Origin of the sequence: Bacteroides sp. 3_1_13 (assembly GCF_001185845.1) — a bacterium.
Lineage (GTDB): Bacteria > Bacteroidota > Bacteroidia > Bacteroidales > Bacteroidaceae > Bacteroides > Bacteroides xylanisolvens.
Genome location: NZ_KQ236956.1, coordinates 2,050,945 through 2,075,857 on the forward strand (window position 1 = coordinate 2,050,945; position 24,913 = coordinate 2,075,857).

13 protein-coding genes and 1 pseudogene are annotated in these 24,913 nt (G+C 40.5%); 6 read left to right on the forward strand and 8 right to left on the reverse strand.

Going from position 1 to position 24,913, the window contains the following annotated elements; all coding sequences use genetic code 11:
* Window positions 1-154 precede the first annotated feature (154 nt).
* From HMPREF9009_RS20765 to HMPREF9009_RS20790, 6 genes are all read right to left on the reverse strand, one after another.
* Entirely contained in the window at window positions 155-1,090 is a 936-nt protein-coding gene (locus HMPREF9009_RS20765; protein ID WP_049703145.1) for an ISAon1 family transposase, read from the reverse strand.
* 40 nt (window positions 1,091-1,130) lie between these two features.
* Window positions 1,131-1,502, reverse strand: a complete 372-nt coding sequence (locus HMPREF9009_RS20770) for an ISAon1 family transposase N-terminal region protein (protein ID WP_008640050.1) — start codon at window positions 1,500-1,502, stop codon at window positions 1,131-1,133.
* Between the two features lie 87 nt (window positions 1,503-1,589).
* On the reverse strand, window positions 1,590-2,186 hold the full coding sequence (locus tag HMPREF9009_RS20775; RefSeq protein WP_008021472.1) for a UpxY family transcription antiterminator: 597 nt from the start codon (window positions 2,184-2,186) through the stop codon (window positions 1,590-1,592).
* 335 nt (window positions 2,187-2,521) lie between these two features.
* Entirely contained in the window at window positions 2,522-3,487 is a 966-nt protein-coding gene (locus HMPREF9009_RS20780; RefSeq protein ID WP_049703410.1) for a tyrosine-type DNA invertase cluster 3b, read from the reverse strand.
* A gap of 186 nt (window positions 3,488-3,673) precedes the next feature.
* On the reverse strand, window positions 3,674-4,870 hold the full coding sequence (locus tag HMPREF9009_RS20785) for a heparin lyase I family protein (RefSeq protein WP_049703146.1): 1,197 nt from the start codon (window positions 4,868-4,870) through the stop codon (window positions 3,674-3,676).
* A 123-nt stretch (window positions 4,871-4,993) separates the two neighbouring features.
* Window positions 4,994-5,545, reverse strand: coding sequence for a DUF4738 domain-containing protein (locus HMPREF9009_RS20790; protein WP_008643053.1), 552 nt, complete (start codon window positions 5,543-5,545; stop codon window positions 4,994-4,996).
* A gap of 241 nt (window positions 5,546-5,786) precedes the next feature.
* On the opposite strand from HMPREF9009_RS20790, the gene galB reads away from it, so the two are divergent.
* Window positions 5,787-8,234, forward strand: coding sequence for a beta-galactosidase GalB (gene galB / locus HMPREF9009_RS20795; RefSeq protein WP_151922173.1), 2,448 nt, complete (start codon window positions 5,787-5,789; stop codon window positions 8,232-8,234).
* Between the two features lie 132 nt (window positions 8,235-8,366).
* Here galB and HMPREF9009_RS20800 read toward each other — a convergent pair whose 3' ends face one another.
* Both HMPREF9009_RS20800 and HMPREF9009_RS20805 read right to left on the reverse strand, forming a co-directional pair.
* Window positions 8,367-9,053, reverse strand: a complete 687-nt coding sequence (locus HMPREF9009_RS20800; RefSeq protein ID WP_049703147.1) for a potassium channel family protein — start codon at window positions 9,051-9,053, stop codon at window positions 8,367-8,369.
* A 4-nt stretch (window positions 9,054-9,057) separates the two neighbouring features.
* Window positions 9,058-10,887, reverse strand: a complete 1,830-nt coding sequence (locus HMPREF9009_RS20805; protein ID WP_008021450.1) for a TrkH family potassium uptake protein — start codon at window positions 10,885-10,887, stop codon at window positions 9,058-9,060.
* A gap of 132 nt (window positions 10,888-11,019) precedes the next feature.
* On the opposite strand from HMPREF9009_RS20805, the gene HMPREF9009_RS20810 reads away from it, so the two are divergent.
* The 5 genes and pseudogenes from HMPREF9009_RS20810 to HMPREF9009_RS20830 all read left to right on the forward strand — a co-directional run bounded on the left by HMPREF9009_RS20810 (window position 11,020) and on the right by HMPREF9009_RS20830 (window position 24,913).
* A complete protein-coding gene (locus HMPREF9009_RS20810) occupies window positions 11,020-12,390 on the forward strand; it encodes a TrpB-like pyridoxal phosphate-dependent enzyme (protein WP_004316593.1) in 1,371 nt (456 codons plus the stop codon).
* A gap of 211 nt (window positions 12,391-12,601) precedes the next feature.
* Window positions 12,602-16,663, forward strand: a pseudogene (locus HMPREF9009_RS20815) (two-component regulator propeller domain-containing protein).
* Window positions 16,664-17,337: 674 nt separating this feature from the next.
* Window positions 17,338-19,476 carry a heparin-sulfate lyase HepC gene (gene hepC / locus HMPREF9009_RS20820; protein WP_049703148.1) on the forward strand — a complete coding sequence of 713 codons (2,139 nt, stop codon included), beginning with the start codon at window positions 17,338-17,340 and terminating at the stop codon, window positions 19,474-19,476.
* Between the two features lie 12 nt (window positions 19,477-19,488).
* Entirely contained in the window at window positions 19,489-21,741 is a 2,253-nt protein-coding gene (locus HMPREF9009_RS20825) for a surface glycan-binding family protein (RefSeq protein ID WP_049703149.1), read from the forward strand.
* Between the two features lie 19 nt (window positions 21,742-21,760).
* On the forward strand, window positions 21,761-24,913 hold the full coding sequence (locus HMPREF9009_RS20830) for a SusC/RagA family TonB-linked outer membrane protein (RefSeq protein WP_049703412.1): 3,153 nt from the start codon (window positions 21,761-21,763) through the stop codon (window positions 24,911-24,913).

A 24,913-nucleotide genomic window follows, 5' to 3' on the forward strand; every position in this document is an offset into this window, starting at 1 on the left:
GCAAGTTCAGAGGCTAATTGTTTTTGTTCTTTCCCTTGTCTAATCCCCTCTTTGACATACTCCAATACTTGAGAATCGCTCATATTTTGAGCCATCAAAGGAGAAAAAACGGCTCAGTTGTAATTCTTGGGGGATTAAGTTTAGTCAATTCCCTTCATGCATATACCTTTGCTAGCCTAAAAAGGAAGAAGCTCATATCCACTACTCCTCTAAATGATGCCCTAAATGCTTTGATTTTAGCATTAAATGCTTCCGCTGCTGCATTTGTACTCCTGTTCACAAAGAAGTTCAGAATCCTTTCATAATGATTCTCAATAGAGTTTGCTACTGTTGTGAATGTATCGTATCCATATTCTTCAATCTTATTATACCATAGTGCCAGCTTTGCTCTTGCTACATCCTTGTCATAGTTTGTGGAAAAGATCTTTCCCAACTCCAATGAGTAGTAATATACGTGCTTAATATCTTCAAACTGCTTGAAAAGTAATTCTGCCCTGATTTTCTGACTCTTGGTCCATTTATCAGGTGATTTAAATAATAAATATCTGCTTCTGGCCAATAATTGCCTGAGTGTATCTCCGTTTTCGAGTTCTTCTGCTTTATATACTTCCCCCTTCTCTTTTGCCGCTTTCATAGCTTTATTCTCCTCTTTTATCACTTGCCATCTATATGTAATGCGCAACTCTTGTACAGCTTCGTATACAAGTTTTTGTACATGAAACCTATCAATCACCTGCATGGCACGTGGAAAGCACGTTTTGGCAATCTTTTGCATGCCCCCTGCCATATCCAGTGTAATTTCTTTGACCTGATTACGCAGCTCCTGTGGCATCTTTGTAAGTACCGCAATGATATCATCGGTTTTAGTGCCCTGAATTACAGCTATAATAGAACCTTTCCTACCTCGCTTATCTCTATTTATTAAGATGGTATAAAGATCTCCCTTACTTAAAGCCGTTTCGTCAATACATAGGTGATAACCCATATTCTTTGGATAAAGGATATACTCTTGGGCATGTGCTCTCTGATCCCAATTCTGGAAGTCACTCAGGTGGTCTTTATATTGGCTTTGAAGCTGTTTGCCATCCATACAGTAATGCTCAGCTACACTTTGGCAGCTAACGGCGTGATTATCTAAGTAATTCTTTTAAAAAAGCACCGAACTCAGCGGTTATGCGAGTACCGGTGGCTACCAAACTCCAGTCACGACTATATGTCTGCCCAGTGGATGGATCTTCCCAGCGACGACGCTTGATACGTAAATAAACGGCTTTACCACGGATAGGGAAGTCCTGAACTTCAATCTCAGGGAGGAAACCTTTTGAGTGAAGATGGAGATCAGAGTACTCAGCAGGAATAGTGGCTTTCTCCTCTAAATAAAGAATAAAGCAAGTATCCTGAGAAACATGATTGACTAGGGTAAAGTAATCAAGGATTCCTGAAGGCAAGAACAAGCTTAAAGAAGCAACAGGATCAATCGTTTGGGAAGAGGATGTTTTCATGATGCAAAAATAAGAATTTTAACGCAATCCCCCAAGGTTTCAGACTGAGCCGAAAAAACTCCTAACAGTAGAATGAATAGAAATACGTTAAAGTTTTTTTGTGTCGTCATTACTAATCTTTGTGGGTTCTACATAACCGATTGGCATATCTACACAGGCACAGCCAAGCATATTTAAACGAACGGCAATCTTACTCTTCCCCCCAACAGTCACGAGTTCGCCGACAAGGCCGCTCAAAGGACCTTTTATCACACGAACTTTCTCACCACGCGCCAGTGGAGTATCATTCATACAGACTGTTTCATCGGAATAATCGAGCATGAAACGGAAACGCGCCATTTGCTCGTCAGGAATAACGGCAGGAGTGCTTTCACCACGCATCACCATATAACGGCTGACCGTGGAGAAGCTTAGGACTTCCATACGCTCTTTTGGATTGACATGAACAAAAACCATCATGGGAAGCAAGACTGTATCAACCATCTTTCGACGGTCGCTCCATTGATGGATCTGTTGCTGAACGGGAACAAAAGAATCAATTCCCATCTTAGACAAACGCTCGGATACCTTCTTCTCGTGATGCATTCGAACGAGTGCTACATACCAGCGTTTTGAGTGTGCTACGCCTTCCCCTGTCCCACTAATAGGCCCGGCATTTACTGATTTTGGTTTCGTTAAAATCATATTTTTTTACCCCATGTGATTCCGTTACTTCTTAGGTAACGGATAACACATACACGAAACGTACATTATGATGAAAATAGAAATCACGCACATGACAAAGGCGTAGAATGTGGAAAGGCCTAATACTCAACGGGGAAAATCTAGAGATTAGGCAATAAAAAGTATAGAGCATGGAAATAAGGTTATTTCATGTTCGGATAGTTTTTTGCTCTATGTTTCAGATAAAACTAAAAAAAGTGGAGGAATATTTGCTTTCTATTCGTGTTTTTGTCTATCTTTGCGTCAAATTTAATTCCGTTACCTAAGAAGTAACACACATATTTTAATTCTGATTATTAGCACTTTACTATTTTCACACTGCCTGTACAGCAATTTCTTACGTAAGATAAATTCCCTTTATTCACCTCCGTACGTTCTTTTAGCTCAAAGCCTTTCAAGTAGATTTGTGTCGTTTTTATAGATTTGTGCCCCAATGATTCACTAATCATTTCAATGGAAACTCCCCGATACTTCGCAGTCGTTGCCCAAGAATGACGAAGCGTATAGGAAGTGACAGGAGATTGCAAATGCAAGGTTCTTGCCAGGTCCTTCAGAGAATTATTAAATCGACGGAGAGCGGACTGATATTCCCGGTAACCTCTTTCATCCGTCCGTTTTTTATCCCCACGAAGAATATCAAACAGATAATCCGGACAGTCAGGATGAGAATCTTCTTTGCTACGGAGCTGGTTAATCATTTCCTTTGCCGTATTCAGCACTTCCACGCTCATTGGAGTTTTAGTTTTGATACGATTGTATCGCAACACATTCTGATCGAGTGCCGATTTCTCCAGATGGGCTAAATCAGCGAATGACATTCCGCAAAACTGGAACATCAGGGCGGCAATAGCTTGCGTACGGCGTAAACGTTCCGATTTGGGATCCTCATACAGAAGCTTATACAATTCCGTAGCAGGCAAAGCCTTTTTCTGGCGGACATCCACACCTGTATAGACATCATGAAACAGTCGCGGAACGTATGGCGCACTGCCCGCTTCCACTCCACGGTTATAAATACTACGAAGCATACGCATGTACGTAGAAATCGTATTGGGCTTCAAGCCACACTCATAAAGATACTGACCGTAACGTCGTAAACGCTCGCGGGTGATCTGTCTGAACGACACATTAGACGTGCCACAAAATTTGCTGAAAGAAAAGAGGGCATTCTTGTAGACATGCGCCGTAGAATACCGTCCCTCCTTCCGCAAACGACCGATGTAGAATTCCGCACATCGGCTAAATCCATTTTTGTTCATCATTTGCATCACTAATAATTTTATATATTATACCATTTGGCAAACAACAAAAAAACAAATCTTTTTGCAGACTTGAAGTACACTTGACAAATGCGATATTATTTTTTTAGATTATTAACCTATAAAAAAATATCCGGATGCTCACTAAACGGACATCCGGATATCACTCTCTTTCTACCTTCTGACTAATTACCTCTCTGAATAGTTTGCCAGATTGTAACATACCGGCTTCGTGCTATTACCTACACGGTAGATACCGAACTTAAAGTAATAACCATCATCGTCGTTACGTCCAATCATGATTTTCTCATTGTCCACAATGTGTTTCTTAACCTTTTTCCCTTTTTCCTGATAGTCCATCTGTACATCGAGCATACCCGGCTTTACAATTGTTTCTGCCTCTTTGCCATAGACTGTCCAATCGATATGAATACGGAATGTAATCCAACAATCTTTCGGAAAATCGGCGAAAGGCATTTTGTAAGCAATGGTCGATGCTTTATATGTAGATGTCACAGGTTTCATAACCGGTGTCTTTTCCGGATTTGAGTTGCAACGGTCGTCTTTATCAGTCAGCCATTTACGATCGGAGTTTGCTTTGATGTAAAACCATCCGCCGGAAAATCCGAATGCCAATGGAGGATAGCCACCTTGTTCCACCAGCCATCCGTTGGCCTTTCCGGCTTGATAAACGGGATTGCCTTGTTTGTCTTTCACCGGATTACCTTGCTTGTCCAGCTTGGGTTTCTTTTCGTATCCCATGTTTTTCTTAAAAATAGTAGTCTTGTCCAGTTCCATGAACTCATCAGCTGTCAGTTTCTTCACTTCACCCTGTGGAGTCTGTACCAAAGTACGATCCGGCATTCCATGCCATTGAGCAAAAATGGTGGAAACATCACTGCCTAATGTAGAAGGGATATATACCGAAAACTCATAATCGCGGGAAGCACCCTGCGGACAAATACCTTTTCCATGATGATATACAGTTTTCATTATTTGTGCTTTCTTATATGTATCGGCTGGTTTGCCTTTGAAATCATCGGAAGTTGCATAACAATAAGAAAATTCCGCACGCCCTTTTGTTTCCCCCGCTGCATATCCGGATAATGTGTTATCATCTTCTTTCAGTTCAAAACGATAAGAAGGTTTTCCGTTGAACATAAGGTTGAAATCACGTTGAATGGCATGCGCTTTTTTAGCTCCGACTGCTACCCAGCAACCATCTATAATCTGATTGACACATGCCGAATCTGCCTGTACATTTACACGCTCGGTCAGTGGCACCAAAGTCTGTGTTTCTATAGCCGGACCGGGTTTCTCGACTTGTTCAGCCATCGCCGTGCATCCTGATGCCAGCACGCAAATAATAAAAATGCTTTTCTTCATTCTATTCGATATTAAGTTTGTTGACGGTGCAAAAATACGAAAGGCAACCTCATCAGTTGCCTTTCGTTTGTCTCAAATGCTTTCACATTTGTGTAATTTTGCTGTCAACACCTGCCTGGAGGCTTAATTCGGTGCTTCATCGTTCAAATCTTCTTCAAGCATATCGACTTTCCGTATACTCATTTTTCCATCGGCGGTGATCGTTATAGAAAGCGGCATATACAAATCTGTCTGCGGATAACAAACACTTGCGGCATATACAATGCCCTGCGGAGTGGTCTTGTCGTATACAATTCCTTCCAATATAGATTTCGAGAGAAATTTTGCATCGACTACGGATGAAAAATCATTCTTAGTAAATGTCTTGTTCAATACCGTTTCGTTACCGCGTGTCAGGTGCAGCACTATTTTATTGTCGACATAAGTATCTCCCATCTCATTTGTTACATGAGGCAGACTTTCGTCCGGAGTACGTGAAACAAAGGAATGATAATCTTTTCCTTTGAACTTAAAGTTAGTTTCGCTCTTAGACGTCTGCATACGCTGCAATCCGTGAGCATCTATACTGTCTATTCTTGCCAGTAGCGACTGATTATCTGAAGTTCCTTTTTTACCGCCACATGCACTCACAGCCACTGCCAACGGCAATAAAAGCCAATAAACTAGTTTTCTCATACGTAAGTTTTCTGTTTATAAATAGATGGCAAAGGAACAAAAAGAGCGGGATATTTACAAGTGTAACCGACATTTTTCCTACATTTGAAGGAAAGAAGGAATGGAAAGGCTATCACAAAGGGGGGCTTGACAACAGTGGCAAACCGGCCAGTGCATTTAATGCTTTCAAGAGATAAGATTATTGAATCCTTTTTTATAACTTTACGCCGAATCCAAAATATTTTATACCTGAAAAGTAAAAATGAACATGAAACACCCCAAACAGTTATTAGCTGTACTTTTGATGGCCGCCGCCTGCACTATGCAAGCGCAACGCAGTGAGGCACTGCTGGAGAAGAACTGGAAATTCAGTAAAGGAGATTTTAAAGAGGCCAGTCAGCCGGAGTTCAATGATACTAAATGGGAATCGGTTGTTATTCCACACGACTGGGCGATTTTTGGTCCATTCGACATGAACAATGACCTCCAAAACGTAGCAGTGACACAGAACTTTGAGAAAAAAGCTTCCTTGAAGACAGGACGTACCGGCGGTCTTCCTTATGTAGGTACCGGATGGTATCGTACCAGTTTTGACGCCCCTGCCGACAAAGAAGTGACACTACTTTTTGATGGTGCCATGAGTGAAGCGCGTGTCTACATCAACGGAAAAGAAGCTTGTTTCTGGCCTTTCGGCTACAATTCTTTTCACTGTAATGTGACTTCCTTATTGAATAAAGACGGTAAAAACAATACGCTTTCCGTGCGTTTGGAAAACCGTCCGCAATCTTCGCGTTGGTATCCGGGAGCAGGTCTGTATCGCAATGTACACCTGATTGTGACTGACAAAATCCATGTGCCTGTATGGGGAACGCAAATCACGACTCCTCACGTCAACAAGGATTTTGCAGCCGTACGTCTCCAAACGAAGATAGACAATGCCGGTGAGAAAACAGCCATCCGTGTAGAGACGGAAATTCTTTCTCCGGAAGGTAAAGTTGTTACCCGGAAAGAGAATACAAGCCGCATCAATCACGGACAACCTTTTGAACAAAATTTTATTGTAAACGCGCCCGAACTCTGGTCGCCGGAAAGTCCGTCGCTTTACAAGGCTGTCTCTAAAATTTATGCGGATGATAAACTGGTAGATACTTACACCACACGTTTCGGTATCCGCAGCATTGAATACATTGCCGACAAAGGGTTCTACCTGAACGGGGAGCACCGCAAATTTCAGGGTGTATGCAATCACCACGATTTAGGTCCGTTGGGCGCCGCTATCAATGTTGCAGCACTGCGTCATCAGCTTACGCTATTGAAAGATATGGGATGCGACGCGATCCGTACTTCTCATAATATGCCGACTCCCGAACTCGTTGCGTTGTGTGACGAAATGGGATTTATGATGATGATCGAACCGTTCGATGAATGGGATATCGCCAAATGTGAAAATGGTTATCACCGCTACTTCGATGAATGGGCGGAACGTGATATGATAAATATGCTTCATAATTACCGGAATAACCCTTGCGTCGTTATGTGGAGTATCGGCAACGAAGTACCGACTCAATGCAGTCCTGTCGGTTATAAAGTGGCCAAATTCCTGCAGGATATCTGCCATCGTGAAGATCCTACCCGTCCTGTCACTTGCGGAATGGACCAGGTGACTTGTGTACTTGCCAACGGATTTGCAGCGATGATTGACATTCCGGGACTTAATTACCGTACGCAACGCTATCAGGAGTCATACGACCAACTCCCGCAGAATCTGATTCTGGGAAGCGAAACGGCTTCTACTGTCAGTTCACGTGGCGTGTACAAGTTCCCGGTGGAGGATAAGAAAGGTGCAAAATATGAAGATCATCAATGCTCTTCATACGATGTGGAGGTTTGTCCTTGGTCGAATATTCCGGACGAGGACTTTGCATTAGCTGACGATCATCATTGGACCATCGGACAGTTCGTATGGACCGGATTCGATTATCTGGGTGAACCGTCACCATACGATACGGATTCATGGCCTAACCACAGTTCAATGTTTGGTATCATCGACCTTGCCAGTTTACCTAAAGACCGCTATTATCTTTACCGTAGCGTGTGGAACAAGAAAGCGGAAACCTTGCATATCCTGCCTCACTGGACCTGGCCGGGACGTGAAGGTGAAGTGACTCCCGTTTTTGTGTACACTAATTATCCTACTGCCGAATTGTTTATCAATGGCAAAAGCTATGGAAAACAAAGCAAGAATAATAGTTCGCTAAAGAACCGCTATCGCCTGATGTGGATGGATACAAAGTACGAACCGGGTGAAGTGAAAGTAGTAGCCTACGACAAAAACGGAAAAGCGGTAGCTGAAAAAGTAGTCCGTACTGCCGGAAAGCCTCATCACATCGAACTGGTAAGCAACCGTAACGAACTGACTGCAGATGGAAAAGATCTGGCTTATGTGACTGTTAAAGTAGTAGACAAAGACGGTAACCTCTGCCCAGCCGATAATCGTCAGATAAATTTCTCGGTAAAGGGAACAGGTAAATATCGTGCTGCCGCCAATGGCGATCCGACGAACCTTGAACAATTCCATCTTCCGAAGATGCATGCTTTCAACGGCATGTTGACAGCTATCCTGCAAGCCGGTGAAACTGCCGGAGAGATTGTATTTACAGCAAAAGCAAACGGAGTGAAAGCCGGAAATATTCGTATTCAGACGAAATAAGGCATACGCTTCAGCATATAACAAACCCACCGGATTTCTTCACTGAAAAGAAGTCCGATGGGTTTCTTCATACAACTATCTCCGAAACTTGCTCACTTGTGCTCAATAAAAGCGACGTTATAAGTACTCTAGCTAAATAGCTTTCCAGAAGGCCTGAAAATCACGATACCTGCCGTAGCAGACCAATTCGTCTCCTTCTTCCACTTTCTCATTTCCCGGTAATTCATTCTTCACATGAAGCTCGGTCAGAGAGATACCCAGGCAGTTGGTGACCTTATTCGCCCGTTTCAAGCCTATCATTTTTAAATGAAACTCTTCATCCAGGTTTAACTCATTCACAAAATATCCTACAAATTTCTCCGGAACCGTGAACTTCACCACATAATAATCCTGATCGATGCGGAATCCTTCCATGTTAGTACCGAAGTCGAGCAGTTGTACCAGGCTGCGGGCAGCATCTTCTTCCGGAGTCAGGATTCGTTCCAGATCAAAAGCTTCAAGCACTGCTTTATGTACGGCATCAATAGCACGGGCAAAAATACGGGGAACCTTTTTCTGCTTCAACAGGGCAACGACTCGTATCGACGCACCAAAATTCTCTCCAATCGCTACAATAACTATATCCACACTATTCAATGGCAACACTGATAATGATTGTTCGTCAGTGGCATCAATGACAAAAGCTGTAGCAATCTTATCTTTGATGGAGTCTACACGACTTTCGCTTATATCCGCACCTATAATTTCGTGTCCCAAGGCGGACAGTTCTTCCGCCAACACATGGCCGTAATTTCCTAAACCAATAATAATATACTTCATAGCTTTAGTTTATTATGATGTTATCACTTGGATAACGGTATTTTGTATTCTTTTTCTGTTTGACGATTCCCAACATCAATGTTATTAACCCCACACGACCAATAAACATCAACAAAGACACCAATAGTTTGCTTGCGTCGCACAAATGAGGGGTCAGATTCAGACTGGAACCTACGGTACTAAGCGCAGAGACACATTCGAAAGTCAATGCCATAATGGAAACACCCGGTTCGAGTATGCTCAATGTGAAAATAAAAATGAATAAGACTCCCAATGACATGACTACTGTTGCATTGGAACGCCGGATTGAATCGTAAGACAATTCCCTGCCGAACACTTCCACTCGTTCAGTGCCACGCAATACGGCTACAAGATTCAGAACTACGACCGCAAAAGCATTCACTTTCACACCACCTGCCGTGGACTGTGATCCACCGCCCACCCACATCAGGAATAGATAAACCAACAATGTCTGCACGCTCAATGATGCCAGGTCGACACTGCTGAAACCGGCTGTTCGCGGACAAGTGGCATTAAAGAAAGCTTGTGTCCACTTATCTGCCACAGGCATACCGGCAAAAGAACCATTCCACTCAAAAGCAGCAATAGCCAATGTGCCGATTAATAAAAGCAGGAAAGTCATGATTAACACGATTTTCGTATTCAGGTTATAGAGGTGCTGCATTTTATGCCGATCCAGTTTGCGGGTACGAATCAATTTCCAGAAACGACGGAGGTGATACAATACAATATCCTTGAAATTGACAAGGATGGGGAAACCGATACCACCAAATATAATCAATAGAGAAACGGTAATAAACAGCCAATTGTGGTTAGTCATCACCATCGGATTTCCTAAATTGCCGGAAAGCGTAGAAAAGCCCGCATTGCAAAAAGCTGAAATAGAATGGAAAGCAGCAAAACCCAACTCTCCTTCCAGAGTCATTCCCAACGTTCCGTGAATACTAAACCAAATCGAAACCATGCCGATCCCTTCAATCACTAAAGTGAAACCTAATATATATAATAAAGTAGACAGCAAAGAACCTAATGAATTGGAACTAACCATATCACGCACAACAAGCTGGTTGTAAATGGAGGTATTCCCCATGAAGAACATGGCGAAGAAACTGGTTAATGTCATCACTCCCAATCCGCCAATCTGAATCAACAGGATAATGACAACTAATCCCGAAGTGGTGAATGTAGTAGACACGTCTACCGGTACCAAGCCCGTAACGCATACGGCACTGGTAGCCGTAAATAAAGAGTCTACCCAGGTGATACCATTTACCGTGCAGCGCGGAAGCATCAACAAGCCTGCTCCAATCAGAATAATAGCCATAAAACTGACTGCCAATATCAAAGACGGATTGGTACGCCGTCCCAACAGACGCACCAGCCCATTAGACAGATTGAGGAAAGAAAGAACTAACAATAACAGAAGATGATAAAACTTCCCATGTAAGAATTCCCAAATATGCAAAATAGCTCCTTCTTCTTCCGGACGATGGAATATAACAGGTACTAAAGTGAGATATAACAATCCACTCAATATCCAGGCTAATCGCCGGTATTGCTTTTTAGTATTCCGGTATTCCAGCGAGATATGTAAAGTGACATCAATCAGAAAAATGATCCAGACAGTTTTATACAATGTCTGCAAATTCGCCACTTCATCAATAGACAAGGGAAAGCCATGTTCATATACTACTCCGACAATCAATGATAAAGACGCCAGATAAGTGAGTGCTTCTATCAGCCCTAACAAAATACGTACATAGGGTTTTAGCAGTTTATTCTGATACAATAAAAACTTATGATAAATCTTCATATCATCTTTTTTAACGGGGTCGTGCAAACTTAACTAAAATAACAATCAAATGCGATTCTTTGTTGACAAAATTTTCTGAATATTAAAAATTTGAGTACTTTTGGCAACAGAAAACTAAAAAACTACAATATTATGAGTGAAAAAAGAAAACGGTATATTCTACCGGAAGAAGAAATTCCACATTACTGGTACAACATTCAGGCCGATATGGTGAACAAACCTATGCCTCCGTTGCACCCGGGAACCAAACAACCGCTGAAAGCAGAAGATTTATATCCGATTTTCGCAAAAGAGCTGTGTCATCAGGAGCTGAATCAGACGGATGCATGGATCGAAATACCGGAAGAAGTGCGTGAAATGTACAAGTACTATCGTAGCACTCCGCTGGTTCGTGCTTATGGTTTGGAAAAAGCACTCGGCACTCCGGCTCATATCTATTTTAAGAACGAAAGCGTAAGCCCTATCGGTTCGCATAAGTTGAACTCTGCATTGGCACAAGCTTATTATTGCAAAGAAGAAGGAGTTACCAACATTACCACTGAAACCGGTGCCGGACAATGGGGAGCCGCTCTTTCTTACGCAGCCAAGGTTTTCGGTCTGGAAGCTGCCGTTTATCAGGTAAAAATCAGTTATGAACAAAAACCATACCGCCGCAGCATCATGCAGACTTTCGGAGCACAGGTCACTCCTTCTCCATCTATGTCTACCCGTGCCGGTAAGGATATTCTGACTAAACACCCCACTTATCAAGGTTCATTGGGAACTGCTATTTCGGAAGCTATCGAACTGGCACAAATGACTCCCAACTGTAAATATACACTCGGTTCCGTACTTAGCCACGTGACTCTCCACCAGACTATTATCGGACTGGAAGCTGAAAAACAGATGGAAATGGCAGGCGAGTATCCGGATATCGTGATCGGTTGTTTCGGAGGTGGTTCCAACTTCGGAGGTATCTCTTTCCCGTTCATGCGCCACACCATACAGGAAGGGAAAAAGACTCGTTTCGTTGCTGCCGAACCTGCTTCTTGTCCGAAACTGACACGTGGTAAGTTCCAGTATGACTTCGGTGATGAAGCCGGATATACTCCGTTGCTGCCGATGTTTACTTTGGGACACAATTTTGCTCCTGCTCATATCCATGCCGGTGGACTTCGTTATCACGGCGCAGGTGTAATCGTTTCACAGTTGCTCAAAGATAATCTGATGGAAGCGGTAGATATACAGCAATTGGAATCTTTCGAAGCCGGTTGTCTGTTTGCGCAGTCTGAAGGTATTATTCCGGCTCCCGAATCCAGCCACGCTATTGCAGCGGCTATCCGCGAAGCTAACAAATGTAAGGAAACCGGAGAAGAGAAAGTGATTCTGTTCAATCTTTCGGGACATGGCCTGATCGATATGGCTTCTTATGACAAGTATTTGGCCGGTGATCTGGTGAATTATACATTGAATGACGAAGATATTCAGAAGAATTTAGACGAGATAGGAGATTTAGCTAAATAATAAATTACCTACCAGTTTCAAGTTTCACCACCGATTACACAGATTAACACAGATTTAATTGTAATTCGAAGATTGTCGATATAAAAATCCGTGCTAATCTGTATAATCGGTGGTATTTTTTCATTCCCTATATTTACTTTCTCTCTATTGAATACCTCCATATAAAAGATTTTGCTATCTTTGATGCCATTATTAATCTTATGAACTAATAATGAACAGCCTTAAAAAAACAACAATCTGTCTACTCTTTCTATGTATAGGGGTTAATTGCGTTTTTTCTGAAGTTCCGGAGCAAATTAACTTCTCTCATATTTCTATTAACGAAGGATTGTCACAAAGCACCGTATTCTCTATCGATCAGGACCAAAGAGGTAATATGTGGTTCGCTACCTATGATGGAGTAAACAAGTATGACGGGTATTCATTTACAGTTTATCAACATAATGAAGAGGATCCGAACAGTATTGCTAATGACATTTCACGAATCGTAAAGACTGACAGTCAGGGACGTGTCTGGATCGGTACGCGGGATGGTTTGTCATATTATGACGAAGAAAAAGACAAATTCAGAAATTTCTTCTACGAGAAAAAGGGCAAACGGCAACAAATCAACGGCATTGCAGAAATCTCACCGGAACAACTGCTTATAAGTACACAAGAAGGTCTGACTATGTTCGATATTAAAGAATCACGATTCGTTGATGATTCTTTTAGTACCGCTATGCACAAGCTTATAGCTTCAGCTCTTTACAGACAGGGGGATATTATCTATATCGGTACCCCGGTCGACGGGCTTTACAGCTATTCCATTCCTCAAAAGAAACTGGAAAAGATTACTCCGATAACGGAAACGAAACAGATTCAGGCCATTTTGCAGCAATCTCCTACCCGTATATGGGTAGCTACCGAAGGAGCCGGTCTGCTTCTGCTCAACCCGAAAACGAAAGAGGTCAAGGCTTACCATCATTCTTCTTCCAATCCTAAAAGTATCAGTTCCAATTATATCCGCTCTCTGGCACTGGATTCGCAAAATCGCTTATGGATAGGAACGTTCAATGATCTAAACATTTATCATGAAGGAAGCGATTCTTTCGTTTCCTATAGTAGCAGTCCGGTAGAAAACGGCAGTTTGTCACAACGTTCGGTTCGCAGTATCTTTATGGATTCGCAAGGAGGTATGTGGCTTGGGACCTATTTCGGGGGATTGAACTATTACCATCCTATCCGCAACAGATTCAAGAATATCCAGCGTATTCCCTATAAGAATTCTCTAAGCGATAACGTAGTCAGCTGCATTACGGAAGATAAGGATAAGAATTTATGGATAGGAACGAATGATGGTGGTTTGAATCTGTATAATACAAAGACACAACAGTTTACGCACTATATCTTACAGGAAGACGAACGGGAAATCGGTATTGGTTCCAATAATATCAAAGCCGTATATGTAGATGAACAAAAATCACTTGTATATATAGGGACACATGCCGGCGGACTGACTGTCCTCCATCGAAACAGTGGAAAAATGGAAAGTTTCAATCAGCTGAACAGCCAGTTGGTGAATGAGAATGTATATGCAATTCTTCCTGATAAAGGGGGAAATCTCTTATTGGGGACATTAAGTGCTCTGGTTAGTTTTAACCCGGAAAAAAAGAGTTTTACCACCATTGATAAGGAAAAGGACGGTACTCCATTTACTTCACAACGAATCACAATCCTGTTCAGAGATTCCCATAAACGGCTTTGGGTCGGGGGTGAGGAAGGTATATCTGTCTTTCAGCAGGAAGGAATCGAGATAGAAAAGGTGCCTATTCTGCCGGAATCATCTGTAACAAAGACGTTTACCAATTGCATTTACGAGGCTGCCAACGGTATCATTTGGGTAGGTACGCGTGAAGGCTTCTACTGTTTTAATGAGAAAGAAAAGAAAATCAAACGATATACTACGGCTAACGGTTTGCCTAATAATGTGGTATATGGTATTCTGGAAGATACTTTCGGACGTCTTTGGGTAAGTACCAACCGTGGTATTTCCTGTTTCAATCCGGAAACAGAGAGGTTCCGTAATTTTACGGAATCCGACGGATTACAGAGTAATCAGTTTAATACTTCTTCGTTCTGCCGTACTTCAAGCGGTCAAATGTATTTCGGGGGTATCAACGGGATCACTACTTTCCGCCCGGAACTGTTGCTGGATAACCCTTATACGCCTCCGGTAGTTATCACTAAACTTCAACTGTTTAACAAGACAGTTCGTCCGGATGATGAAACTGGTATCCTGACTAAAAATATCAATGAAACAGAAAGTATCACCCTGAAATCATGGCAAACTGCTTTCACGATTGAATTTGTAGTATCCAATTATATTTCCGGACAACATAACACTTTCGCTTATAAACTGGAAGGATATGACAAAGAGTGGTATTATCTGACAGATAAACGTACTGTCTCCTACTCCAACCTGCCACAAGGCACTTATCACTTTTTGGTAAAAGCTGCCAATAGTGACGGAAAATGGAATACTGTACCTACAATGTTGGAAATCATAGTTCTCCCTATCTGGTACAAGACCTGGTGGGCAATCATGATTTTCCTCGCCACTTTTATCGGGTTTATCACTTTCGTCTTCCGCTTCTTCTGGATGCGTAAGAGTATGGAAGCGGAACTGGAACTTGAACGCAGGGACAAGGAGCATCAAGAAGAAATCAACCAGATGAAGATGCGTTTCTTCATCAATATTTCGCACGAGCTTCGCACGCCGTTAACTCTCATCTTAGCTCCTTTACAAGAAATAATCAATAAGATTAGTGATCGCTGGACTCGTAACCAACTGGAATATATCCAACGCAACGCCAATCGTCTGTTGCATCTTGTCAACCAGTTGATGGATTATCGCCGTGCCGAATTGGGAGTTTTCGAGCTGAAAGTAAAGAAAGAGAATGCGCATCAACTGATACAGGATAATTTCTTGTTCTACGATAAACTGGCACGCCACAAGAAGATTACTTATACTCTCCACTCCGAACTGGAAGAAAAAGAGGAACTTTTCGATCCGAATTATCTGGAACTGATTGTTAATAACCTGCTTTCAAATGCTTTCAAATATACAGAAAGCGGGCAAAGCATTACTGTTACGTTGAAAGAGGAAAACAACTGGCTGGTACTGCAAGTTAGTGATACTGGTATTGGTATTCCTATCAACAAGCAGGGGAAAATATTCGAACGTTTCTATCAGATAGAGAGTGAGCACGTAGGAAGTGGTATCGGACTGTCATTGGTACAACGTTTGGTGGAACTGCATCACGGACGTATTGAGTTAGACAGTGAAGAAGGCAAAGGCAGTACTTTCTCTGTTTATCTGCCACAGGATATAAACATCTACAAATCTTCCGAATTAGCTTCTAATGACGCTAAAAATGAGGAGGACTAAGTTTATTCTACCAACTCGAAAGAGATGTATTTCATTGATACGGAAAAAGTAGAAAACGAAACGATCGAAACCGGTGACAAGAAACGTGGTACGATTCTTATCGTAGAAGACAATAATGAAATCCGCCATTATCTAAGTAGCGGACTTGCCGAACTTTTCAATACACTGGAAGCTGGAAATGGTGAAGAAGCCCTGGAAAAGCTGAAAGAGAATGAAGTGGACATTATTGTGACTGATGTCATGATGCCTGTGATGGATGGTATCAAGCTATGCAAGAATGTGAAGCAGAATATTCGTACCTGTCACATTCCTGTGATTATCCTGTCTGCCAAAAGCGAAACCAAAGATCAGATGGAAGGTCTGCAAATGGGAGCAGATGATTATATCCCGAAACCATTCTCGCTGGCTATCCTGACTACGAAGATACAGAATATGATGCGTACCCGCAGGCGTATGCTTGAACGGTATTCCAAATCTCTGGAAGTGGAACCGGAAAAGATTACGTTCAACGCCATGGATGAAGCTTTGTTGAAACGTGCCGTTGCCATCGTAGAAAAGAATATGGATAATATTGAATTCTCTACCGACGAGTTCGCCAGAGAAATGAATATGAGCCGTTCTAATCTGCACCTCAAATTGAAAGCTATCACAGGTGAATCGACTATCGACTTTATACGCAAGATTCGTTTCAATGAAGCGGCAAAACTACTGAAGGATGGCCGTTATACAATAGCAGAAGTCAGCACAATGGTAGGATTTAATACGCCGTCTTACTTTGCTACGAGTTTCAAAAAGTATTTCGGATGTTTGCCTACAGAGTATATTAAGAAGGCAAAGGGATAAACAACTAGAGAGGTAAATCCAAAAATATTATGATTTTTACGGATTGGATTCCATAAAAATCATAATATTTTTGGATTTGAAGAGAGTTTATACATAACAAACAACCCCAATGTATAAAACAGTACTTTTCTTTTTTCAGTAGGGTTTTGAGCTAAATTCATAGTTACAAGGATTAATCTAGCACAATAGTCTTTTTAATAATTCTTCTTGGAGCTATTATTTTCTTCGTTCCCTAATAAATTTGCGTTCCACTTAAGTGGAGCGATAGTTCAAATTAAGTAGTTCTATCGTTCGACTTAAGTGGAACGCAAATTAGAATGTAGAGCTAATTATTATTTATAGAAGATAGGAAACTAAACACAGTATTAAGACAACTTATCTCTTATTGACAACTAGCGTTTAGTTCGTCTCCGTACCGTTTCCCTCCCGTATCAAAATGAATTAGTTCATTTCATAAAAGAATAGGATGAAAGTTACATTATGATGTATAAAAAGCTTAATATCAGCCTAAAAACCGTTTTTCTAAACATTATTAATATATGATTCAACAATATTAATATCAAAAAATCATTTTTTGAACAAAGTGTGAACAGGACAAATCATCATTTCTAAATAAACAGATTACATTTGCAAACAGTAAAATATAACTTTTAATAATTAAAACCTAATAAAGTATGAAGAACATCTTTATTTGTTTATTCGCAATGTTCTTTCTGTCTAATTGCACAGACGACAAAGACGAATTAATCATTGGAGAACCCAACAACGACAAAGAAAACATTCTTCCCGATGAAGGTGAAGGAATTGAAAAAAAACTATTTGAAGTTATCAATCTAGATTATAAAGGTCTAGAAAAAGTAAAACAGTACTATGAAGCAGGAAACTATCAATTAGCTGCTAATGCATTACTAGATTATTATCGCATGCGTACAGATGTAGTAAACCCGAATGTAACTCTTTTAGGAACTACAGCATCAGCAGTGGAACTAAACATTGCAAATCAAGCTCTGGACTATCGCTTTTATGTAAGGAACTTCCCTGAAACTAGAGGAGAAACCGATGGAGTTAGAGACGAGTCGAAAGATATTTACTATTCTTTCAAAAATAGTGATGGAACAATAAATTGGGACTTAAAAGTTGACGGCATAACAGATAATGAGTTCAAATATCAGCGTCATCGTCATCAGTGGATGGTACCTCAAGCTAAAGCGTATTACATGACTAAAGACGAGAAATACATACTGTCTTGGAAAGAAGTTTTCACCGATTGGATGAAAAATTATCCATGTCCGGAAGTTATTAAGGATGAATATTTTCCATGGTCCGGATTACAAATCGCAGAGCGAGTTAGCTCACAAGCAGATTTAATGACCTATTATATACATTCTGCCAATTTCACTCCTGAATGGTTATCCATCTTTCTCACTCAGTATGTAGATCAAGTGGAGAGCATCCGCAAACTCTATAAACCGGAAGGTAATATATTAGTAACACAGTTATATTCACTTACTTTAGCTGGTGTTTTATTCCCGGAACTAAAGAAAGCAGAAGAATGGGTGGAAGAAGGTACCCGCAAATTAAACGAACAAATAAAAGAACAGTTCAATCCCGACGGTATACAAAACGAGCTTGACCCGAGTTATCATGTAGGTGCTATTTCAGACTTCTATAACGCCTACGAAGTGGCTAAAGAGAATAATAAAGCACATTATTTTTCAGCCGATTATATGCCGTCCTTACGTAAAGCAACAGAATTTGTGATGGACTTAGTTTATCCGAACTACTCTGTAGAAAATTTTAACGACACTCGTTCAGGACGTATGCAAAAGAGTATGTTGATAAAGAATTTCACACGCTATGCACAGATGTTTCCGGACAACGAAGGTATGAAATGGATGGCTACCCAAGGTAAAGAAGGTAAAAAACCAACTTATACATTAAAAGCATACGAATATTCCGGTTATTACATGCTACGTAATGGATGGGATCAAGACCCTAGTAAAGTGTCCATGTTCATTTTAAAGAACAACTATAATCCTAAAAAGAAATGGCATTGTCAAGCGGATAATAATACATTCAGCTTATTCCATAAAGGACGTAACTTCTTCCCTGATGCAGGTGTATATGCATATAGTGGTGATCCCGCCAGAGATAAATATAACCAAAGTTTCTGGCATAATACAATGACGATTACGACCACAAATATCAATAAGATGGAAGGCCATTATGTCCATAAAGGAACACAAGACAATACAAATTACATAGTTACAGAGAATGAACCATACGAAAATTCATCTCTAACCCATAGACGTTCTGTATTCCACGCCAACAAAGAGTTCTTTGTGCTTGTTGATGAATTATACATGAAAAATCCTGAAGAAGCGTATAATACAGGCAAATACAATTTGAATTTCAATCTTTGTGCACCTGAAAATGAAATAACTTTCGACAATTCGAATTCCAAAGCAGCCCATGGCATACATACTAACTACAGTGATAATAACAATATTGTTATTTATACATCATCTGAAGATTATGATTCATCTGCAACTTTTAAAAGCAACGTATCCAATGATCATGGTGTGGTTAATATTGAAAATCGTTTAGGATATAAAATTTCACTTAGAAAGAACAAAGATAGAAAAACAATTCGTGCTATTACCGTCATATACCCGACTTCCAATCCAACAGGTACCACAATTAATGCTGAATTTACCGATGGAGGTTACACAGGAAAAGCTGTTGCTATCAAAGTCACGGTAAATGGTACTCCTTATGAGTTAAGCTATACAATACCAGAAAATAATAACTAATATCATAACACTATGAATTTAAAAAAACTAACCTCTAGATTCCTGGCAATCTTATCTATAGTAGTCCTGACTCTTACAGGCTTCTCATGCACGGATACAGAGACTACCAACACAACTGGCTTTGCCATCTATTATTACAGCCTCACTGATATAGGTCCATCAATGAATGCAGTGATTGAAAAGCCTACATATACAGGAGGTGAACCGACAGATTTCGTTATCACCGGAATCACTTTTAATGGTGAACCATACACATCCGAATCATTTATCATTGACAGCAAGGATGGTAGTGTTCGAATTGTTAACTCTGATAATCTACCGGTGGGATTATATTCCATCTCTGTAGGATGTAATAGCAATGGCAACTACCATGAATTCAAAGATGCCATACAAGTAAAAATGTTGCCCAGCGTTCCCGATGGAATTAAAGTAGAACCTGATTATATTGAAATCGACTTTGAAGAAATTGGAGAATCGAAAGCTACTGCAAAAGTAATAACAGAAGGTGAACACGTCACAATCCCCAGCGGCGGTTATGCAATAGCAGATGGTCCGGAGAAAGAATTCTTCAAGATTTCTCAAAGTGGAGTTATTTCTATTAATCCAGATGAAGAGGCTATAAAGAAGATGAAACCGGGTTTGCACAAAGTATCATTAAAACTGACTACTTTAGCAGGAGAAGGTATATTTGCTGATGCTATCACATTCAATCTGACTTCCAAACCAATAGATGTAACATATAACGCTACCAATAAAGGTATCATGGAGAAAGAGTCTGAAACGAACGGACAAACTGAATATATCAGTCCTATACCTGTCATTGAAGGTTCAACAGAGGAAGCTAAGTTCAGTATAGCTAACATTATTCCGGAAATAGCAGAAGGAAAAGTGACTATCAATGAAACAACCGGAGCTATATCAATCGCTAAAGGACATGGTATCACAGAAGCCGGAAACTATGAAATCACTATAAAAGTTTCCAACAAATTCGCTCCTGAAGGTGTAGAAATGCCAACTAAATTCACAATTCAAGTAGTTGATGAAATCACTCCTATATCAGGATTTGAATACGCAGCTTTAGAGATAGCACAATACGCGCCTATATCAGCTCAACCCAAAGAAGGAATGCAAGGAAACTATGTCACCTATTCATTCGTAGACCTTGACCAAAAGCTTGAAGGACAATTGACTATCAATCCGAGTAATGGTAAGATCACTGCAAAAAAAGGAAATAGTATACCAGAAGGCAGATATGAAGTTAAGGTACAAGCTGATAACAGTAAGGGAAATCCGACTATCACAACTTTCTTATTAACAGTTACTCCAAATCCTAATAATATAGTGTATGTATATTACGGTAATAACCTCGGATTGGATAAGGCAACAGAAGCTTCACAATATCGTATTAGAAGTGCAGCAGAATTGGGTAGTTTGGTTTTAACTCCAGAAACGAATTTAGATGATAAAGGTATTGTTTTCAAATGGAAGATAGCCACTAAATTCAATTTAGACGATCCTAATCAAACAGGATATCCTATGATTGATGAAGCAACAGGTGTAATCCGATTCTCCCCGGATAATTTCAAAGAAGCTGATGCTCCTATGGCTTATCTAATAGTAGAAGCCACAGCCGGAGAAGGTGATCTTGCAAGAACTTTTAAAACTTTCATTGCATTTGACTTTAATCCTAGTACAAATTCTATTAGAATAGAATATACTCCATTTGTATTCAAAGTAAATCCAAGAAAGGGAGGAATTTCTGTAGAACCTACGTTAGTCGGAGTAACAGATGTTTCACAATTTGTAATGGATTATCGTCGTTCATTCCGTTATCAAAATCTGGAAGGACCTAAAACACATAAATCGGGGGCAATCAGCACCAACAATAACAATACAAATCCTCCAACTCCAGCTGATCCAACCTATTTTATGAACCAAGTATGGCGTAATTATTACGGATCAACAGCACCCAATTATGGGGCAAGAGCACCTATGTCCTATTATGATGGAATTTCTAACAAAATTAATAAGAAGTTATCAGATGCATTAGGTTATGTCGACCCGACCAAAGGATGGGCTGTTACCATTAATCCCAACAAATGGTTTGGTGATCCTACGTATGGAGAAGAAAACGGACAATTTGCCAATGGTATTATGACTGGTCAAATGACCTATAGAACAGATGGAGATTCAGGCAAATTAAGCTCTGATAAGAATTGTCCCAAAGCATTCCCATTATTGATATGGTTTGATGAAAATTTCTAAATTAAAAGACATTACAATTATGTACAATATATCTACAAAAGCAATAAGCAAAAGAGGGTGGTTCACCCTCTTAGCTCTCATAGCTACAATCTGTGTTTCGGCACAAAACGTCAAAGGTGTGGTAGTAGACGAAACAGACATGCCTATGATTGGTGCTACCGTCATGGTAAAAGGAAGTCAAACCGGAACGACAACTGATTTTGATGGTAACTTCACTATCCAAGCCCAAAAAGGTTCAACACTGGTATTCAGCTATATTGGTTATAAAAATCAAGAAGTGAAAATTGCGCAAACAGACAAAAAGTTAAACATTAAAATGGAACCGGACAATGCAGTGCTTGATGAAGTTATTGTAGTGGGTTATGGTTCTATGAAAAAAAGTGACTTGACTGGTTCTGTAGCTTCTGTTGCCGCCAAGGATATAGAAGAATTTAAAAGTAGTTCTGTTATGGCAGCTTTAGGAGGTCAAGTGGCCGGTGTACAAATTACCCAAACTGACGGAACTCCAGGCGCAGGATTTGATATTAAGATTCGTGGTGTAGGAACATTAAACGGTGACGCTACTCCCCTTTACATTGTTGACGGTTTCCAAGTTGACAACATTGACTACTTGGCAAACTCTGATATTGAATCTATTCAAATTCTAAAAGATGCTTCTTCATCAGCTATTTACGGTGCGCGCGCAGCTAATGGTGTAGTGATGGTAACCACTAAATCAGGTAAGGTAGGTAGACCAGTAGTCAGCTACAATGGTTCTGCTACTTATCGTAAAATCACCAAACAATTAGACTTGCTCAACGCCTATGAATTTGTAAAACTACAGGGAGAACTAGATACCAAGTTTATCCCCGGTTATTACCGCAACGAAATCAATCCCGAAACAGGGGAGTATTACAAATATCGTACTTTGGACGACTATATTGGAGTAGAATCTGTAGATTGGCAAGGAGAAACTTTCAGTCCTACTTGGTCGCAAGATCATAACATTTCCGTAACAGGAGGTAATGACGGTACCAAATACTCTGCTTCTTTCTCTCATTACAAAGAAAACGGTATTTTCAGAAATAGCGGTTTTACTAAAACAACCGGTAAAGTTCGTATCAATCAGAAGATTAATAAGTATATTACAGCCGATGCTACTATCAATTATTCCAATACATTGAAAGAAGGTGCCGGAACTTCCGGTGATGGAGGACGTTTCAATATGTTAGGACAGATATTAAGATCACGTCCTACAGGAGGTCTGGCTAAAACCAATGAAGAATTACTAGCCAGTGCCATCGACCCGGCTATGTTGGAAACAGGCGAAAGTCTGGCACAGGTGAACCCCATCCTACAAGCTGAAAATACGACAGACAACAAGCGCTCTGAAATGTGGAGTGCCAATTTGTCTCTTACTGCAAAAATCACTAAGAAATTAACATTTAAGACAGCTGGTACATACAATACGACCAACACCCGTAGAGATGTATTCTACAAAACTCAGACAAGACAGGCCTACACTAATGGTCAAATGCCTTATGGAGAAACTCAGATGGGACGCGAAAAACGTTGGACCAATTACAACCAGTTAACATGGGTAGAAAAAATAAAGCAACATCGTTATGAAATAATGTTAGGTGAGGAACTCGCATACAGAAGTTCCGAATTCTTATTGGGACAAGCAAAAAATTTCCCTTCAGATAATATCGGTAATGACAATCTAGGTCTAGGTGCAGTTCCCAGTAAAGTAAACACCTCGTTTGGAGATAAAACCATGTTATCATTTTTTGCGCGAGGAAATTATTCATTCAACGACAAATATATGCTGACAGCTACTGTACGTGCGGATGGTTCTACTGTTTTCTCATACAAAAATAAATGGGGATTTTTCCCGGCTTTCTCCGCTGCATGGCGTATCTCGGAAGAAAAATTCATGAAACAGAATCTTCCTTTTGTATCTAACATGAAACTTCGTTTAGGATGGGGTATTGTAGGTAACGACCGTATTGCTAATTTCCTGTCATTAGACCTCTATACACAAAGTAAATATGGTATTGGTAACACAACTTCCACTGTACTGACTCAATCTCACCTAAAGAATAAAAATTTGAAATGGGAAGGTTCAAGTACTACCAATCTAGGTGTTGACCTTGGGTTCTTTGATAATCGCCTGAATGTTACAGCTGATTTCTTTATCAAGAATACCAAAGACTTGCTACTTGCACAAAACCTAGCGTATGTTACCGGATTCTCATCACAAATGCAGAATATTGGTAAAATCCAGAATCGCGGTATCGAATTGGCTATTAATAGCACTAATATCCAAAATCGTAATTTCACCTGGAGTACAGACTTCAATATTTCATTCATTCGCAATGAACTGAAAGCTTTATCTTCCGGTGCCAATTATGCAGAAGCATATTCTAACTTCGATAGAACCAATTATACTCAATCAGACTATCGTGCCATAGTAGGCGAATCATTAGGATTGATTTACGGTTATGAATTCGATGGTATTTATCAAGTAGACGATTTCTACACTTCAGCCGCTACAGGAAAACTCATCTTGAAGCCGGGTATTACAAACAACACACGTTATGATGGTGGGGCTGCTCCGGGCGTAGTAAAATACAAAGACCAAAACGGTGACGGAAAGATCACTACCGCCGACCGCACAGTCATCGGTAATGCCATGCCGAAATGGTTTGGAGGTATCACCAACTCTTTTAGTTTCAAAGGAATAGATTTTAGTTTCATGTTACAATACAGCTATGGCAATGATGTGTTCAACGCAACCCGTCAGTTTGCAACCGGTTCACAAGACCAGCGCTACAATATGCTGGCAGAAGTTGCCGATCGTTGGAGTCCTACCAATGCATCTAACAAAGTACCCTCAACGAAAGGGTATGTAAAGGGAGACGTGTACTCACGCTTCGTAGAAGACGGTTCGTTCCTACGACTGAAGAACATGACATTAGGATACAGCCTGCCGAAAAAATGGATTAACAAAATCCACATATCCAAACTACGTATATATGGTACTGCACAGAACTTGTTCTGCATCAGCGGATATAGCGGATATGATCCGGAAGTCAGCACAGCAGCCAGCAATCCTATGACTCCCGGTCTGGATTGGGGTGCATATCCAAAGAGCAGAGTATTTACATTCGGACTTGATGTTCAATTTTAA